The organism is Caballeronia sp. INML3B (genome assembly GCF_023631305.1).
Classification (GTDB): Bacteria; Pseudomonadota; Gammaproteobacteria; order Burkholderiales; family Burkholderiaceae; genus Caballeronia; species Caballeronia turbans.
Genome location: NZ_JALQDI010000005.1, coordinates 15,980 through 33,181 on the forward strand (window position 1 = coordinate 15,980; position 17,202 = coordinate 33,181).

General features: G+C 64.5%; 12 protein-coding genes. 5 read left to right on the forward strand and 7 right to left on the reverse strand.

The window, feature by feature from the left end; all coding sequences use genetic code 11:
• Positions 1 to 250: 250 nt before the first annotated feature.
• From NCS58_RS04910 to NCS58_RS04920, 3 genes are all read left to right on the forward strand, one after another.
• Complete coding sequence (locus tag NCS58_RS04910) at positions 251 to 2,230, forward strand: DNA topoisomerase IV subunit B (protein WP_061120639.1); 1,980 nt, start codon at positions 251 to 253, stop codon at positions 2,228 to 2,230.
• Positions 2,231 to 2,268: 38 nt separating this feature from the next.
• Positions 2,269 to 4,587 carry a DNA topoisomerase IV subunit A gene (gene parC / locus NCS58_RS04915; protein ID WP_250538003.1) on the forward strand — a complete coding sequence of 773 codons (2,319 nt, stop codon included), beginning with the start codon at positions 2,269 to 2,271 and terminating at the stop codon, positions 4,585 to 4,587.
• 401 nt (positions 4,588 to 4,988) lie between these two features.
• Entirely contained in the window at positions 4,989 to 5,447 is a 459-nt protein-coding gene (locus NCS58_RS04920) for a CopD family protein (protein WP_250538068.1), read from the forward strand.
• Between the two features lies 1 nt (position 5,448).
• On the opposite strand, the gene NCS58_RS04925 is transcribed toward NCS58_RS04920, so the two are convergent.
• From NCS58_RS04925 to NCS58_RS04950, 6 genes are all read right to left on the reverse strand, one after another.
• A complete protein-coding gene (locus NCS58_RS04925) occupies positions 5,449 to 7,878 on the reverse strand; it encodes an EAL domain-containing protein (protein WP_061120583.1) in 2,430 nt (809 codons plus the stop codon).
• A 455-nt stretch (positions 7,879 to 8,333) separates the two neighbouring features.
• Positions 8,334 to 9,224, reverse strand: coding sequence for a PhzF family phenazine biosynthesis protein (locus tag NCS58_RS04930; protein ID WP_250538004.1), 891 nt, complete (start codon positions 9,222 to 9,224; stop codon positions 8,334 to 8,336).
• A gap of 84 nt (positions 9,225 to 9,308) precedes the next feature.
• On the reverse strand, positions 9,309 to 9,770 hold the full coding sequence (locus NCS58_RS04935) for a RidA family protein (RefSeq protein WP_250476466.1): 462 nt from the start codon (positions 9,768 to 9,770) through the stop codon (positions 9,309 to 9,311).
• A gap of 56 nt (positions 9,771 to 9,826) precedes the next feature.
• Positions 9,827 to 11,023 carry a PLP-dependent aminotransferase family protein gene (locus NCS58_RS04940; protein WP_250538005.1) on the reverse strand — a complete coding sequence of 399 codons (1,197 nt, stop codon included), beginning with the start codon at positions 11,021 to 11,023 and terminating at the stop codon, positions 9,827 to 9,829.
• Positions 11,024 to 11,126: 103 nt separating this feature from the next.
• Positions 11,127 to 12,068 (reverse strand): DMT family transporter, encoded by a 942-nt coding sequence (locus NCS58_RS04945; RefSeq protein ID WP_061120579.1) that lies wholly within the window; start codon positions 12,066 to 12,068, stop codon positions 11,127 to 11,129.
• A gap of 33 nt (positions 12,069 to 12,101) precedes the next feature.
• A complete protein-coding gene (locus tag NCS58_RS04950; RefSeq protein WP_250538006.1) occupies positions 12,102 to 12,905 on the reverse strand; it encodes a VOC family protein in 804 nt (267 codons plus the stop codon).
• 178 nt (positions 12,906 to 13,083) lie between these two features.
• Between NCS58_RS04950 and NCS58_RS04955 the strand changes: the two genes are divergently transcribed.
• On the forward strand, positions 13,084 to 14,547 hold the full coding sequence (locus tag NCS58_RS04955; RefSeq protein WP_061120577.1) for a PLP-dependent aminotransferase family protein: 1,464 nt from the start codon (positions 13,084 to 13,086) through the stop codon (positions 14,545 to 14,547).
• Here NCS58_RS04955 and NCS58_RS04960 read toward each other — a convergent pair.
• Positions 14,544 to 15,038, reverse strand: a complete 495-nt coding sequence (locus tag NCS58_RS04960; RefSeq protein WP_250476471.1) for a Rhs element Vgr protein — start codon at positions 15,036 to 15,038, stop codon at positions 14,544 to 14,546. The two genes, NCS58_RS04955 and NCS58_RS04960, sit on opposite strands and share 4 nt — an antisense overlap.
• Positions 15,039 to 15,258: 220 nt before the next feature.
• On the opposite strand from NCS58_RS04960, the gene htpG reads away from it, so the two are divergent.
• The gene (gene htpG / locus NCS58_RS04965; protein ID WP_250538007.1) at positions 15,259 to 17,163 is read left to right on the forward strand and encodes a molecular chaperone HtpG; all 1,905 of its coding nucleotides are present in this window, start codon (positions 15,259 to 15,261) and stop codon (positions 17,161 to 17,163) included.
• Positions 17,164 to 17,202 lie beyond the last annotated feature (39 nt).

Consider the following 17,202-nt stretch of genomic DNA (forward strand, 5'->3'; position numbering starts at 1 on the left):
TTATCGGTCCGAGGTGGGCGCGGCGGGCGAAAACCGCTATTCTCCTAGCGCGGCTCGGATCGGCGGGCGGTTTTCCGCCTCCCGCACCGGCATCCGGCCAGGCATTTTCATCTAGCATTCGCCGGCACATCGGGCGTCACGTTGTGGCATTTCCCGCGAGAACGCTCGAGAGCCGGATCAACGTTCAACTATGTCCACGAAAAAATCCAGCGCAATGGCGACAGGTACTGAACGCGGCAAGCGCCTCGTCATGAACGCCAAGGCAGCCGGCTACAGCGAAGCATCGATCAAGGTGCTCAAGGGGCTGGAGCCGGTCAAGCAGCGGCCCGGCATGTACACGCGCACCGAGAATCCGCTGCACATCATTCAGGAAGTGATCGACAACGCCTCCGACGAAGCGCTCGGCGGTTACGGCAAGCAGATCATCGTCACGCTGCACAACGATAATTCCGTCTCCGTCGAGGACGATGGCCGCGGCATTCCCTTCGGCCTGCATCCGGAAGAAGGCGTGCCGGTCGTCGAGATCGTGTTCACGCGGCTGCATGCGGGCGGCAAATTCGACAAGGCCGCGGGCGGCGCCTACACCTTCTCGGGCGGTCTGCACGGCGTCGGCGTTTCGGTGACGAACGCGCTCGCGACGCGCCTCGAAGTGACGGTCTGGCGCGACAACAAGGTCGCGCAACTCGCGTTTTCCAACGGCGACGTCATCGAAGAACTCACGACGCGCCCAGCGGAGCGCGGCGCCAAGAAAAGCGGCACACGCGTGCGTGCCTGGCCGAACCCGAAGTACTTCGATTCCGCCAATCTGCCGCTCGGCGAATTGCAGCGTCTCTTGCGCTCGAAGGCCGTGCTGCTGCCGGGCGTCGAAGTGGTGCTGGTCGTCGAGAAGACGGGCGAGCGTCAGACGTGGAAATATGAAGATGGTCTGCGCGGCTATCTGCTCGAAGGCATGGGCGGCAGCGAACTGCTGATTCCGTTGTTCGAAGGCGAGCGCTATGCGGAAAGCTCGCGCAACACCGAGGAAACCTTCGCTGAAGGCGAGGGCGCGTCGTGGGTCGTCGCGTGGAGCGAGGAAGGGCCGCTCTTGCGCGAATCGTATGTGAACCTGATTCCGACGCCGGCGGGCGGCACGCATGAATCCGGCCTGCGCGATGGCCTTTTTCAGGCGGTGAAGAATTTCGTCGAGATTCATAACCTGCAGCCCAAAGGCGTGAAGCTGCTCGCGGAAGACGTGTTCGCGCGCGTGTCGTTCGTGCTGTCGGCGAAGGTGCTCGATCCGCAATTCCAAGGGCAGATCAAGGAGCGTCTCAATAGCCGCGATGCGGTGAAGCTCGTGTCGTCGTTCTCGCGGCCTGCGCTCGAGCTATGGCTGAACCAGCACGTCGAGTACGGCAAGAAGCTGGCGGAGCTCGTGATCCGTCAGGCGCAGGCCCGCACGCGCGCCGGCCAGAAGATCGAGAAGAAGAAGAGCTCGGGCGTCGCCGTGTTGCCGGGCAAGCTCACGGATTGCGAATCGACGGATATCGCGCGCAACGAGCTTTTTCTCGTCGAGGGCGATTCGGCGGGCGGGTCCGCGAAAATGGGCCGCGACAAGGAGTTTCAGGCGATTCTCCCGCTGCGCGGCAAGGTGCTGAACACGTGGGAAACGGAACGCGACCGTCTTTTCGCGAACAACGAAGTGCATGACATCGCCGTCGCGATCGGTGTCGATCCGCATGGCCCCGACGACCAGATCGATCTGTCGAATCTGCGCTACGGCAAGATCTGCATCCTCTCGGACGCGGACGTCGACGGCGCGCACATTCAGGTGCTGCTGCTCACGCTCTTCTTCAAGCACTTCCCGCAACTCATCGAACGCGGCCATGTGTGTGTCGCGCGTCCGCCGCTCTTTCGCGTCGATGCGCCCGCGCGCGGCAAGAAGCCTGCGCAGAAACTCTATGCGCTCGACGAGGGCGAGCTCGAAGCCATCCTCGACAAACTGCGCAAGGACGGCGTGCGGGACACGGCGTGGACCATCAGCCGCTTCAAGGGCCTCGGCGAAATGAGCGCAGAGCAGCTCTGGGACACGACGATGAACCCGGACACGCGCCGCCTGCTGCCGGTCGGCCTCGGCGATCTCGGCTTCGACCTCACCGTCTCGCGCATGACGATGCTGATGGGCAAGGGCGAAGCGGCCTCGCGCCGAAGCTGGCTCGAAGAGAAGGGCAACGAAGTCGAAGCGGACATTTGAGCGCGACTTGAGCAACGCATAACGGATATCGATATTCGATGGGAATCACAGACGATCTCTTCGCCGAACAGACCGCACCGGACGGCGAACAACTGACGCTCGGCGATTACGCCGAGCGCGCCTATCTCGACTACGCGGTGAGCGTGGTGAAGGGCCGCGCGCTGCCCGATGTCTGCGACGGACAAAAGCCCGTGCAGCGCCGCATTCTTTACGCGATGAGCGAGATGGGCCTCGCGTCCAACGCGAAGCCGGTGAAGTCGGCGCGCGTGGTGGGCGACGTGCTGGGCAAGTATCACCCGCACGGCGACCAATCCGCGTACGACGCGCTCGTGCGCCTCGCGCAGGACTTCTCGATGCGCTATCCGCTCATCGACGGGCAGGGCAACTTCGGCTCGCGCGACGGCGACGGCGCGGCGGCCATGCGCTACACGGAAGCGCGCCTGACGCCGATCGCGCGCCTGCTCCTCGATGAAATCGATCAGGGCACGGTCGATTTCATGCCGAACTACGACGGCTCGTTCGAAGAGCCGAAGCTCTTGCCTGCGCGCTTGCCGTTCCTGTTGCTGAACGGCGCATCGGGCATCGCGGTGGGGCTCGCGACGGAAATCCCGTCGCACAATCTGCGCGAAGTGGCGCAGGCCGCCGTCGCGATGATCCGTGACCCGAAGATCGGCCACGCGGGTCTGATGGAGAAATTGCCCGGACCCGATTTCCCCGGCGGCGGGCAGATCATCTCGTCGCCCGCGGAAATCTCGACGGCGTACGAGACCGGTCGCGGCAGCCTGAAGGTGCGCGCGCGCTGGAAGATCGAAGACATGGCGCGCGGCCAGTGGCAGGTCGTCATCACGGAATTGCCGCCGGGCGTGTCGAGCCAGAAGGTGCTCGAGGAAATCGAGGAACTCACCAACCCGAAGATCAAGCTCGGCAAGAAGACGCTCACGCCCGAGCAGGTCCAGACCAAGCAGTCGATGCTAGCCCTGCTCGACGCCGTGCGCGACGAGTCCGGCAAGGACGCGCCGGTTCGTCTCGTGTTCGAGCCCAAGTCGAGCCGCATCGACCAGACGGAGTTCGTCAACTCGCTGCTCGCGCATACGAGCCTCGAATCGAACGCGACGATCAACCTCGTGATGATCGGCGCGGACGGCAGACCGCGGCAGAAGGGCATCGTCGAGATCCTGCACGAGTGGATCGGATTTCGCTTCGTGACGGTGACGCGGCGCACGCAGCATCGCCTCGGCAAGGTCAACGACCGCATCCATATTCTCGAAGGGCGGATGATCGTCTTCCTGAATATCGATGAAGTCATTCGCATCATCCGGGAATCGGAGGAGCCGAAGCAGGCGCTTATCGCGCGCTTCAATCTCTCGGACCGCCAGGCCGAAGACATCCTCGAGATTCGTCTGCGTCAGTTGGCGCGGCTGGAAGCGATCAAGATCGAACAGGAGCTGTCCGACTTGCGCGACGAAAAGACCAAGCTCGAAGAACTGCTCAACAGCGATGCCGCGATGAAGCGCGTGCTCATCAAGGAAATCGAAGCCGACGCGAAGCAATTCGGCGACGATCGCCGCACGCTCATCCAGCAGGAAAAGCGTGCGACGTTCGAGGCGCGCGTCGTCGACGAGCCGGTGACGGTCGTCGTCTCGCAGAAGGGCTGGGTGCGCGCGCTGAAGGGCCACGGACTCGATCCGACGGGCTTCACGTTCAAGCAGGGCGACGGACTCTATGCGGCATTCCAGGCGCGCACGCCGGATTCGCTGGTCGCGTGGGGCAGCAAGGGGCGCGTGTATTCGGTGCCGGTCTCGGCGTTGCCGGGCGGGCGCGGTGACGGCGTGCCCGTGACGTCGCTGATCGAGCTCGAGTCGGGCACGCATCTGCTGCACTATTTCGCGGCGAATGCGGAGCAGCAGTTGTTGCTGGCGTCGAGCAATGGCTTCGGCTTCGTTGCAAAGCTCGGCGACATGGTGAGCCGTCAGAAAGCTGGCAAGGCGTTCATGACGATCGACGACGGTGCGGCTCCGCTCGCGCCGATGCCTGTCATCCCCGGGGCGACGCTTGTCGGGTGTCTGTCGAGTGCGGGCAAGCTGCTCGTCTTCGGCATGGACGAGATGAAGACGCTGTCGGGCGGCGGTCGCGGCGTCATCCTGATGGGCCTCGACGCGAAGGAAACGCTGCGCCAGGCGCTCGCGTTCGATGCGCGCGGCGTGATGATGATCGGCACCGGGCGCGGCGGCAAGCCGAAGGACGAGAAGCTCAGCGGGTCGCAATTGCAACTGCATCTCGGCAAGCGCGCGAGGAAGGGGCGCGCGCCGGATTCGTCGTTGAAGGTGACGGAGTTGAGGCCGGTGTTCGAGGGATAAAAGTCCCGGTCGGGCGTCCCTCCAGTTTGTTTGCTGCGTACCTTGAAAGCCCGCTTCGTGCGGGCTTTCTCGCATCCGCCGATCGGTCCGCCGCGGCGCTCGACGAACGCGGGACGAGTGGAGGTTGTTTTCGCCGCATGACCATCTTTGATTTCGCGAATTCAGGTTTGCAACGTTCCGATGACGGGAGCGAGCATCATCGGAATGATCGCGCGTCGCATCATTAATATCCGAACGCGGGAACTCGCTGCGCGGCTCGCATTCTTAGTGTTCTGGGTTTGACCGGCCAGTCTCGCCATGTAGCAGCAATATTCAATCTTCAGCGAGAGTCGGCTGGTGTGCGCCTCGGCTTTTACACCGCAACCCGTCCATCACGTTTTGAACTGCATCCGGAATCCCCAATGAACAAAGCCATCGAAGCGGCGCTCTTTCTGCATTTACTCGGCGTAGCCGTTTGGATAGGCGGCATGGTCTTCGCCCACTTCTGCCTGCGCCCCGCGCTCGGTGATCTCACGCCGCAAATGCGTCTGCCGCTTTGGGAGTCGGTCTTCGCACGTTTTTTCAACTGGGTCGGCGCCTCGGTGCTCGTGATCCTGCTCACCGGCGGCTTCCTGCTCATGGAATTCGGCGGCGGTCACGCGCTGTGGCCATTGCATGCGATGGCCGGCCTCGGCATCGTGATGATGCTGATCTTCGGTCATATCCGCTTCGGGGTGTTCCCGCGCATCCGGCGGGCGGTGCAGGCGCAGAACTGGCCCGATGGCGCCCGCGCCGTCGCCACGGTGCGGCGGCTCGTCGTGATCAATCTGGTGCTGGGTGTGGTGACGATTGGAACGGCGGTTCTCTCGCGCGGGTTCTGAGTCAGCCGCCGCGCGCATCCGTCAGCGCGGTGCTCGACTCCTGGCCCGCATCCATGCGCGAGCGCGGCGACTGTCCACGCGGCCATCCGCACACGCCGAAGCGATCGAGCAGCGCCTGCACGCCATCCGCCGGCACCGGGCGTGAGAACAGGAAGCCTTGCGCTTCCACCGGCCCGAGCGCCGCAAGCCACGTGATCTGCTCTTCCCGTTCGGTTCCTTCGACGACCACCGTGAGCCCCAGCGAGCGCGCCAGGTTGATGATCGCCGACACCATGACGCACACGCTGCGGTCTTCGGGAATCGCCTGGACGAATGACCGATCCACCTTGAGCGTATCGACCGAAAAGCGATTCAGATACGACAACGACGAATAGCCGGTGCCGAAGTCATCGAGCGCGATGCGCACGCCCAGCCGCTTCAACGCGACAATCTTCTCCTGCACGAGCTCCGGGTACTCGACCATCACCGTTTCGGTGATTTCGAGTTCGAGCTTGTCGGGCGGAATACCGCTCGACTCGATCGCGCGCGCGACCGTCTCCAGCAAGTCGCCGCGCCAGAACTGCACGGCCGAGATGTTCACGGCGAGCGACAGTCCGTTATAACCATCGCGCTGCCACTGCGCGAGCTGCATGCACGCGGTGTAGATCACGAAATCGCCGACTGCGACGATCAGCCCGGTCGATTCAGCCACCGGAATGAACTCGTTCGCAGGAATGAGTCCGTGCTGCGGATGATTCCAGCGCACGAGCGCCTCGAAGCCGGTAATGCACCGGCGCGTGAGATCGATCTTCGGCTGATAGACGAGGAAGAGTTGCTGCTCGGTCAGGGCGACGCGCAGTTGCTGCTCCCACTTCATCAGATGATCCGCGCGATGCGACAGTTGCGGCGAATAGAATTGATAGCAGTTCCGGCCCGCGTCCTTCGCGCTGTACATCGCGAGATCCGCCTTCTTCAGCAGATCGATCTCGCTTTCGTTCGGCACCGAAAAGAGCGCAATGCCGATGCTCGCATGCAGCACGAACGCGCTGCCGCGCACGTCGAACGGCGTGGCGAACATCGTCGAGATATCGTTCGCGAGCGTGACGGCGCGCTGTTCGACGTCATCGCCCTTCACGACGACCACGAACTCGTCGCCGCCGATGCGCGAGAGCGCGCCGCTTTGGCCGACCGTCTCCGCAAGCCGCGACGCGGTCATCTGCAGAACGATATCGCCTGCATTGTGGCCGAGCGTGTCGTTGACAGTCTTGAAGTTGTCGAGGTCGATAAAGAGCAGCGCGAGCCGGCCGATGTTCTCCGGTTGCGCCACTTCCCGCCTGAGCGCGCGCAGCGTCGAGTAGCGGTTGCGCAGGCCCGTCAGCAGATCGAATTCGACGAGATGCGTCATCTCGCGCTCGCGTCCGAGCAGCTTGCCGATGAGGCCCGTCGCCACCGCGAAGAAGCCGAGCATCGCGAGCGAAATGAAGCTCGCCATCAGCAGATAGACATTGCGCGTGTGGTTGTAGTCGATCATCTCCTCGCGCTCGGAGAGACCGACGAGCACGCCGAGCGGATAGCCGTCGATATGCCGGTACGACACGATGCGCTTCACCTGATCGATCGGATCGACGTAGATGCCGGATGCGTGGTCCGTCGTCGGATAGACGCCGCTCGCGCTGAAGGCGGCGTGCGTGCGGTCGGCCGGGCCGTTGTGCGCGTTGCTTTTCGTGGCGGAGCTGGCCGCCGCGCTCTCGGCGAGACTGCCGCCCGTGCTGCGCGCGAGCACCGAGCCGTTATCCGATACGACGGCGATCACGCCTTCGCGACCGATCGACGCGACATTGTAGAAATCGCTCGTGAAATAGGCCGGATCCTCAGATACGACCACGACGCCCGCGAACGAGCCGTCCGGATGATTGAGCCGCCGCGTGATCTGCAACGTCCACAGGCCCGACACGCGGCCGCGCACTGGGCGGCTGATGTACAGCAGGTCGTCGTTCGAATGGGCGTGGACCTTGTAGTGCTCGCGATCGGACAGGTCGATCGGCTTCGGATGAGGATCGGACGTATTGGCGATGAGCGTGCCGTATTCGTCGATCAGCGAGACCTGCACGAGCGTGTCGCTCTGCACGACGCCTTTCTCGACCGTGGCGATCAGATCGAAGTTGTCGGGCGACTTCTCGTACTCGTATTTGACGAAGCGGGTGATCTGGTCGACCTGATGGATCGCCTTGATGGTGTGCTGCTCGAGTGCCGACGAGAGGATGGCGGCGGAGGCCATCGATTCGTGTGTCGTCGCTTCGCGCTCGACGGAGAGCCGGGCGAATATCACCGCCCACAGCAGCACCAGCACGAAGGTGCCGAGCACGGGAATCGCGAGGAGCGCGCGCCGACGCCGCGCCGACGGCGCGCCGAAGAGGGTGTCGGAAAAAGCGTGAGAGCGCGTGCGCTTCATGGGGCGTCCGTCGGCGCTTTATTTCGTAGCGCGTGGCGTGCTGCGAACTGCGCGAGATGGATGAAGCGATGCATGTTTTGAGGCGTTCGGCCGAAACGAGTGACTATACCGTGCGCGGCGCGCGGCGGATGATCGGCGGCTTGTTTCTCCGAGACCCGATCCACGTCCGTATTCACGCAAGGAGGTAGCGCAACGGCCGTTCGGCGAGCGGTTGTTCGCAGCGGCGCCCGAAGCCCGACATGAGCGAGACGGCGAGCCTTCGGTGTCGTCAAGAGCATACGTTTGCGCTGCGGCGCAAGCGGTTCACACTCGCGACGCCCGTCTTTCGCCGATGTGGAAACAGCGATTGCGTTCTGATCCCCGATTGTTCAGATATTAGCGAAGCCTCGAAGATTAAGAAAGGGGCGCCGCTTGGGGGTATACGCGCGCCTCCCGGCAGCGCGTAGGTCATTGTTTCAGATGCAGAATGTGCCGTCGATCACAGTTACCGAGCAGCCGCCGATCCAGATCGGTGCGCCGTCCTCCTGGTCGCTGTATGCGATGCTCACGCGGCCATCCCGCCCGAGCGCGGTGCCCTGTCGCACGGTGTATGACACGCCGGGCCGCTTTTCTTGTTGGGTCAGAAGCGTCGCGAGCGCCGCGTTCGCGCTGCCCGTCACCGGATCTTCGATGTTTTCCGCGCCCAGCAGAATCACGCGCAGTTCGAAGGTCGCGGGTCCATCGGCGTCGTGCGGCCCGTACACGGCGATGCCGTGCGTGCCCACTTCCGCGACGAGCGGCTGCAACGATTCACGCGCGCGGCCGTCCAGCGACAGCGCGAGACATTGCGCCGCGTCCTTCACGCGCACGACGAGCCACGGCGCGCCGTTGTCGACCGCGGCGGGTGGCGCGCTGAAATCGATTACCGCGGGCGAGAGCGCATCGGCGAGGCGCTCGTTCTGAGCGGCGCTGAGCGGCGCGATGGTCGCGGGGGGTGCAGCGAACGCCCACTCGCCGTTGTCGCGCTCGGCGAGCATGACGAGCCCGACGCCGCATTCCTGCACGAGCCTGCCGGGCGTCTTCGGCGTGTAGCCGCTGTCGATGAGCGCGTGCGCGCTGCCGAGCGTCGGATGCCCGGCGAAGGGCAGTTCGACCGCCGTCGTGAAAATGCGCACGCGATAGTCGGCGCGCGGATCGGTCGGCGGCATCAAAAACGCCGTCTCGGACAGATTGGTCCAGCGCGCGATTTCCTGCATGCGTTGCGCAGAAAGGCCTTCGGCGTCGAAGATCACGGCGAGCGGATTGCCCTTGAAGGGAACCGGCGAGAAGACGTCGACCTGCTTGAACTGGACGGTGCGTGAGGACATGAATGTTGTCGGTTCGGTCGGTTCACAAAAAAACCCGACGGCCTGAGCGCGTCGGGTTTCGCTAACGGGCGACGGGAGACGCCTTTATGCGACTTCCGCGATCAACTCGATCTCGACGCACGCGCCGAGCGGAATCTGCGCCACGCCGAACGCCGAGCGCGCATGCTTGCCCGCATCGCCGAAGACTTCTGCAATAAGCTCGGACGCGCCGTTCGTGACGATGTGCTGCTCGGTGAAGTCGAACGTCGAATTCACGAGGCTCATCACCTTGACGATGCGCTTCACCTTGTTCAGATCGCCGACGTGCGCGTGCAGGGTCGCGATCAGGTCGATGGCGACGCTGCGCGCCGCGGCCTTGCCTTCTTCTGTCGTGATGTTGTCGCCGAGCTTGCCGGCATGCACCTTGCCGTCCTTCTTCGCGATGTGCCCGGAGAGATACACGGTGTTGCCGCTCTGCGCGCTCATCACATAGGCAGCGGCGGGTGCGCCCGCCGCGGGCAGTTCGATGCCGAGTTCCTTCAGCTTGTCGTACACGTTGGATGCCATCGGTTGCTCCTTGTAACTGGAAACTGGATGAAAAGGGCGCGGTCGCGCCCGGAGAGTCAGACGCTCGCGCGAATCAGCGCGCCGAGCCTTGCCACGCCTTCGTCGATCGTCGCGGGGGGAACCGTCACGAACGAGAGACGCAGCGTATTGTGCTGGGCCTCGTTCGCGAAGAACGGGCCGCCCGGCACGAAGGCCACATTCTGCGCGATCGCCTGCTCGAGCAGCTTCATCGAGTCGATATGCTGCGGCAGCTTCACCCACACGAACATGCCGCCTTCCGGCCGGTTCCATTCGACGCCGGCGGGCATGTGGCGTTCCAGCGCGCGGAGCATCGCCTCGCACTGGTCGCGATAGAGCGCGCGGATGGTCGGCACGTGCTGATCGAGGAAGCCGTCCTTGACCACTTCGTAGACGATGCGCTGCGTGAGGCTCGGCGTGTGCAGATCGGTCGCCTGCTTCGCCTGCACCAGTTTGAAGTGCAATTCCTCGGGCGCGATGATGTAGCCCACGCGCAGGCCCGGCGCCAGCACTTTCGAGAACGAGCCGAGATGCACGACATGCTCGGGCGCCATCGAGAGGAGCGTCGGCAGCGGGGCGCCGGCGTAGTCGAGCGCGCCGTAGGGATCATCCTCGATCACCGGGAACGACGCACGCTGCGCGAACGCGGCGAGCGCGCGGCGGCGCTCGAGCGGCAGGCGGCGGCCCGTCGGGTTCTGGAAGTTCGGCTGCGCGTAGAGCAGGCGCGCGTTGGCGGTGAGCGCGGCGTCGAGTGCTTCGGGGATCAGGCCGGATTCGTCGGTCGGCACCTGCACGTAATGCGGCTCGAAGAGCGAAAACGACTGCAGCGCGCCGAGATACGTCGGCGTTTCGACGAGCACGCGGCTGCCCGGATCGACGAGCGTCTTGCCGAGCAGATCGAGCGCTTGCTGCGAGCCGGTCGTGATGAGCACCTGCGTCGGGCGGACATGCGCGCCGTTCACCGAATAGCGCGTCGCGACCCATTCGCGCAACGGCATGTAGCCTTCGGTCGCGCTGTACTGGAGCGCGGCGGCGGGCTGATCGCGCAGGATGCGTTCCGAGGCGTGGCGCATTTCCTCGACGGGAAACGTCGCGGGCGAGGGCAGGCCGCCCGCGAATGAAATGACTTCCGGCCGCTCCGTGACCTTCAGGATTTCGCGAATCGCCGAACTGGTGAGCTTGCGTGCGCGTTCGGAGAGTTGCCACGGCGTGGCGCGGAGATCGGCTTGGTTCATGAAGGGCCTCGACTGTCTCGGGAATAATGTCTCTCGCGGCGTGGGCCGCGAATCGTTGAATCTGGGCTTAAGAACGGCAATCCGCAATTATCGCGCGAGTGCGTCATCTTGCGTGCGTCGTGCCCGCCGCGACGACCGCCGCTTGCGGCGCGGGACGCACGGCTGTCCTGCGGCCGAGCACGACGGTCACGATGACGGCGGCCGCATACAGCCAGGTCGACGTGCTCACGTGCTCGCCGAAGAAGAGCGCGGAAAACGCCATCGTGAAGAAGATCTGCAGCAGTTGCACTTGCCCGACGCGCGCGATGCCGCCCATCGCGAGTCCTGCGTACCACGCGAAGAAGCCGATGAATTGCGAGAACAGCGTGACATAGCCGAACGCGAGCCACGTCTTGAGCGCGAGCGGTTCGGGATGCGCCGCATGGCTTCCAAACAACTGCGCCCACGCGAGCCAGCCGACCGGCAGCAACAGGAACGGTGCGCAGAGCACGAGCGCCCAGCAGATCACCTGCCAGCCGCCCATCTGACGCGCGAGCCGCGCACCTTCCGCGTACCCGAGCGCGCCGATGCCGACCGCGACGAGCATCAGCAGATCGCCGACCTGCAGGCCGCCCCCGCCCGCCTGCAACGCGAACGCGACGACGATCGCGCTGCCCGCCACCGCGCTCACCCAGAACGCCTTCGACGGCCGCTCGTGCGAGAGCCACGCGGCATAGATGGCGACGCACAGCGGTTGCAGGCCGTTCACGACCGCGCCGTGCGAGGCGGGCACGGTCTTCATGGCCCATGCCGAAAAAACCGGAAACGCGATGATCACGCCGAGCGCGACCACGGCGAGGCTCTTGACCTGCGGCCAGGACGGCAGCTTTTCCCGCCGCCACACGAGCAGCGCGGCGGCCGGAATCGCCGCGACGAGCGCGCGCCCAAGCCCGTTCAGCAGCGGATGCACCTCCGCGACGACGATGCGTGTCATCGGCAGCGTCAGGCTGAAAATGACGACGCCGATCAGGCCGAGCAGCATGCCTTCGGTTTCGCGGGTTTTCATCGTGCGGTGTCTCCTCGTTTGTCCGATGCGCGTTCAGTCGAGTTGCGGTGGTGCTTCCGGTTCGTCCGGTGTATCTGTCTTCCTTGCGCGCCGGCGCTTCGACGCCTGCCGCGCGGCTTCCTCGCGCGCCTGCGCCTGTTCCGCCGATTCACCCAGCGTGAGCGTCGATCCGTCCGGCAGATCGAACTGCGCAACGAGCGCCGGCGCGCCTGTCGTCGGCTCGACGTACATCAAATGCGCCGCGCCGAGCCACGCGAGCTGCTCCGACACCGCTTGCGCCTGTGGATGGAAGCCCGTCAGCGTTCGCAGCGCGATGCCCGTTTCAGGAAGTGCGTCGCTCGGATGGCGCGGCGTGTCCCACTGGATCAGCGACGGCAGCACGCCGTCCCCCGCGCCGTGCCACGCCGGAAACGCGCCGTCGTCGGGCACCGTCAGGCCCCACGTATTGCCGGCGCGCGACATGGCCGCGACGGGCGGGATGCGCCCGGGATACTGCTCACGCCAGCGCACCAGCGACTTCGGACGATCGACGCGCGCGACCCAGTGCACGAGTTGCGGGCCGTGGTCCGCGAGACGACGCTGCATCGCGGGGTCGTCAAGCGCGAAAAGGCGTGGCCTTGGCGATTCGACGCTCGCCGCCGCCGATGGATCGATCGCGATCACTTCGAGATACGCGCCGCCCCACAGATTCAGCAGCCGGTTGTGCGTGCGCATCAGCGGGTGCGCGCCGCCGGCCGCCGTCTCGACGCCGAATGTGGCGGTGACGAACTGCGCGCCTTCTTCCAGCGTGCGTGCGGCGATCACCAGGTGATCGAGTTTGAGTCGATGATCGGTCATGACGGGCAGTGCGATGAACAGGGGCCGACAGCATAACGCTTTACTTCTCGCGCGCCGGACCGCCGAAAGCAAAATGTAGCCGCTATCACCGTAACAGTAACGGTACAATCGGCCCAAGACTATTCGGTACAGTTCTTTCCCGGCTCACAGCCGCGCTTGCCGTTCAACGGAGGCTCGCATGTCCGTACCGCTCGACCAGATTCCCGCCCCGCACGACGCCGCGCAACTCACGCTCGTCGACCAGCTGGTGCAATGGGGCCGCCGCCGCATCGACGAGCGCGTGTTCCGGCCCGGCATGCGCATGCCGTCGATCCGCAAGCTCGCGCTCGACAAGGGCGTGTCGCGTTTCACGGTCGTCGAGGCCTACGAGCGGCTCGTCGCCCACGGCTATCTCGACTCGCGGCGGGGGTCGGGCTTCTACGTGCGAGAGCGCGTCGCGCCCACGCTCGTCGCGAAAGGCGAGGCGCCGGCCGCCGCGGCGGAGCGCGAGCCGGTGCAAAACACCATCGACGTGGTCTGGCTGCTGCGCAACATGCTGCACACGTCGAGCCCGGAGAAAGGGCCGGGCCTCGGCTATTTGCCGGGACGCTGGCTCGATGGCGAACTGATCACCAACGCGCTTCGCTCGCTCTCGCGCCAGAGCGGCGCGCAGATGCTCGGCTTCGGCACGCCGCAAGGTTTTCTGCCGCTGCGCCAGCAGTTGCAGACGCGGCTCGAAGAGCTGGAGATCGGCGCATCGGCGGCGCGGCAGATCGTGCTCGTGTCGGGGATCACGCAGGCGATCGACCTCATCTCGCGTCTGTATGTGAAGCCCGGCGACGCGGTGATCGTCGGCGATCCGGCGTGGTTCCAGATGTTCGGGCGCTTCGCGTCGCAGGGCGCGCGGCTCGTCGGCATGCCGTACACGCCCGAGGGCCCCGATCTCGACGCGCTGGAAACGCTCGTCGCGACCTGGCGGCCGAAGATGCTGATCATCAATTCCGTTTTGCAGAATCCGACCGGCACGTCGCTCACGGCGGCGCAGGCGTTCCGGATTCTTCAGCTCGCGCAGGAATACGATTTCATCGTCGTCGAGGACGATGTATACGGCGATCTGTGCCCGGCGGGCTTTCCCGCGACGCGCCTCGCATCCCTCGATCAGCTGAAACGCGTGATCTTCCTCGGCAGTTTCTCGAAGACGCTCGCGGCCAATCTGCGCGTCGGCTATATCGCGGCGGCGCCCGAGGTGGCGAAGGCGCTCGCCGATCAGAAGATGCTCGTCGGCATGACGAGCCCGGAAATCAACGAACGCGTGGTCTACAAGGTGCTGACCGAAGGGCACTACCGGCGCCACGTCGAACGGCTGCGCGCGCGGCTCGACGGCGTGCGCGACAAGACCGCGCGCATGCTGGAAAAGACCGGTTTGAAGCTCTTTGCGACGCCCGCGGCGGGCATGTTCCTGTGGGCGGACGCGGGTGTCGATTCCGATGGCCTGGCGGCGGCGGGTCACGAAGCGGGCTTTCTGCTGACGCCCGGCAGCCTGTTCTCGCCCCACCAGTCGCCGACGACGTGGATGCGCTTCAACATCGCCAATTGCGGCGACCCGGCGCTGCCCGGTCTCTTGTCGAGCTGTCTGGAGAAGGCCGCGCGACGCAGCGCCTAGCGGCCGCGTCCGGGCAGATTGCGGCGCTCTGCGGGCGCGCGGATGAAGTCCGCGAGCACGGTTTCATAGAGCGCGAGCGCGCCGGGTATATGCCGGTAGCGATGCTCGTATAACCGGTTTTGCCCGTCGCAGAACTTCAGCGCGAAATAATCCGCGAGCAGGTTGCCTTGCGCTTCCATGTTGTAATCGCAGAGTCGCTTGCCGTCGGCGAGCGTGTACGCATACGTCAAGCCGATGCGGATCGCGCCGCGCAGCCGCACCGGATAACCGAGCTGAAACTGCCAGACGTGCGTCATCTCGTGAATGAACCACATGCGATCCGCGAGGTCGCAGGCGGAGAAGTCGTCCTGAAAACAGCCGCGCGGGAAATAGAGGTTGCCGTTGGGCGCCATCGCCGTGCGGTGCGGTTGCAGGCCGAACGGAAGATAGCCGCATGCGTAGACCTTGACCGTCGCGTAGTCGATCGCATCGCCGAACACCACCCGCGCCATCTGCGCCTCGTGGCGTGAAAGAGGCCGGGGGCGGCGGTCGTGACGGCGCAGGAAGGGCATCGCGGTGACGGAGTGATCGGTCGTTCGGGAAACGCATCTTATCCGGACTCGCCGCTCTTGAAAAATGCCGGGCCGCCCTTATATCCGGCGAATTGACCGCGCGGCGAGTGCGCGCGGCCGACTTCATCGCACTAACGAAATCAACACAGAGGACCCGACCATGGCGCAAGAAACCATGAGCTTTCAGGCAGAAGTAAAGCAGCTTCTGCACCTGATGATCCATTCGCTCTACAGCAACAAGGAAATTTTCCTGCGCGAGCTGATTTCCAACGCATCCGATGCTGCCGACAAGCTGCGCTTCGAAGCCATCGAGAACAGCGCGCTCTACGAAAACGATCCGGACCTGCGCATCCGCGTGTCGTTCGACAAGGCCGCGCGCACCATCACCATCGATGACAACGGCATCGGCATGAGCCGCGAGGAAGCGATTTCCCATCTCGGCACGATCGCGCGCTCGGGCACCAAGGAGTTCTTTTCGAAGCTCTCCGGCGACCAGCAGAAGGACGCGGCGCTCATCGGCCAGTTCGGCGTCGGCTTCTATTCGGGCTTCATCGTCGCGGACAATATCACCGTCGAGACGCGCCGCGCCGGCTTGCCGGCGAACGAGGGCGTGCGCTGGACGAGCGCGGGCGAAGGCGATTTCGAAGTCGAGGACATCGAGCGCGCGCAACGCGGCACGACCATCACGCTGCATCTGCGCGCCGACGAGGACGAGTTGCTGTCGTCGCACCGGCTCAAGTCGATCATCCAGAAGTACTCGGATCACGTCGCGCTGCCCATTCTGATGAAGAAGGAAGAGTGGGATGCCGAGAAAGGCGAGATGGTCACGAAGGACGAGGACGAGACGGTCAACCAGGCGAGCGCGCTCTGGACGCGTCCGAAGAACGACATCAGCGACGATCAGTACAAGCAGTTCTATCAGCACATCTCGCACGATCACGACGATCCGCTCGCGTGGACGCACAACCGCGTCGAAGGCCGCAGCGAGTACACGCAACTGCTTTACGTGCCCAAGCACGCGCCGTTCGATCTGTGGAACCGCGAGCATCGCGGCGGGCTGAAGCTCTACGTGAAGCGCGTGTTCATCATGGACGATGCCCAGCAACTGCTGCCCGCGTATCTGCGCTTTGTGAAGGGTGTGGTCGATTCGGCCGATCTGCCGCTCAACGTGTCGCGCGAAATCCTGCAGGAAAGCCGGGACGTGAAGGCGATTCGCGAAGGCGTGACCAAGCGCGTGCTGTCGATGCTCGAGGAGATCGCATCGTCCTCCGCCGAAGCGACCGAAGAAGCGGACAAGCAGAAGTACGCGACCTTCTGGAACGAGTTCGGGCAGGTGCTGAAGGAAGGCATCGGCGAGGATTTCAGCAATCGCGAGCGCATCGCGAAGCTGGTGCGATTCGCATCGACGCATAACGATAGCGACGCGCAGAACGTGTCGCTCGCCGATTACGTCGCGCGCATGAAGCCCGAGCAGACGAAGATCTACTACGTCACCGCCGATAGCTGGCAAGCCGCGAAGAACAGCCCGCATCTCGAAGTGTTCCGCAAGAAGGGCGTCGAGGTCCTGCTGCTGACGGATCGCGTCGACGAGTGGATGCTGTCGTTCCTCAATGAGTTCGATGGCAAGCCGCTCGCGAGCGTGGCGCGCGGCGACCTCGATCTCGGCGCGCTCGACGACGAGGAAAAGCAGCAGCAGGAGAAGGTCGGCGAGGAAATGAAGCCGCTCGTCGAGAAGATGAAGGAAGCGCTCGAAGGCAAGGCGAAGGACGTGCGTCTCACGTTCCGCCTCACCGATTCGCCGAGTTGTCTCGTCGCCGATGAAGGCGACATGAGCGGCTATCTGCAGCGCATGCTCAAGGCAGCGGGGCAGAAAGCGCCGCAAGCGGAGCCCATTCTCGAAGTGAATCCCGAGCATCCGCTGGTGAAGGCGTTGAATGCGGACAGCGCCAATTTCGTCGACTGGTGCCATCTGCTCTTCGATCAGGCGTTGCTTGCAGAAGGCGGCGCGCTCGAGGATCCGGCGAGCTTCGTCAAGCGCACGAATGCGCTGCTGCTCGCGCGATAAGCTTGCTCGAACGCTGTCGATGACCGCGCCGCCGGGAAA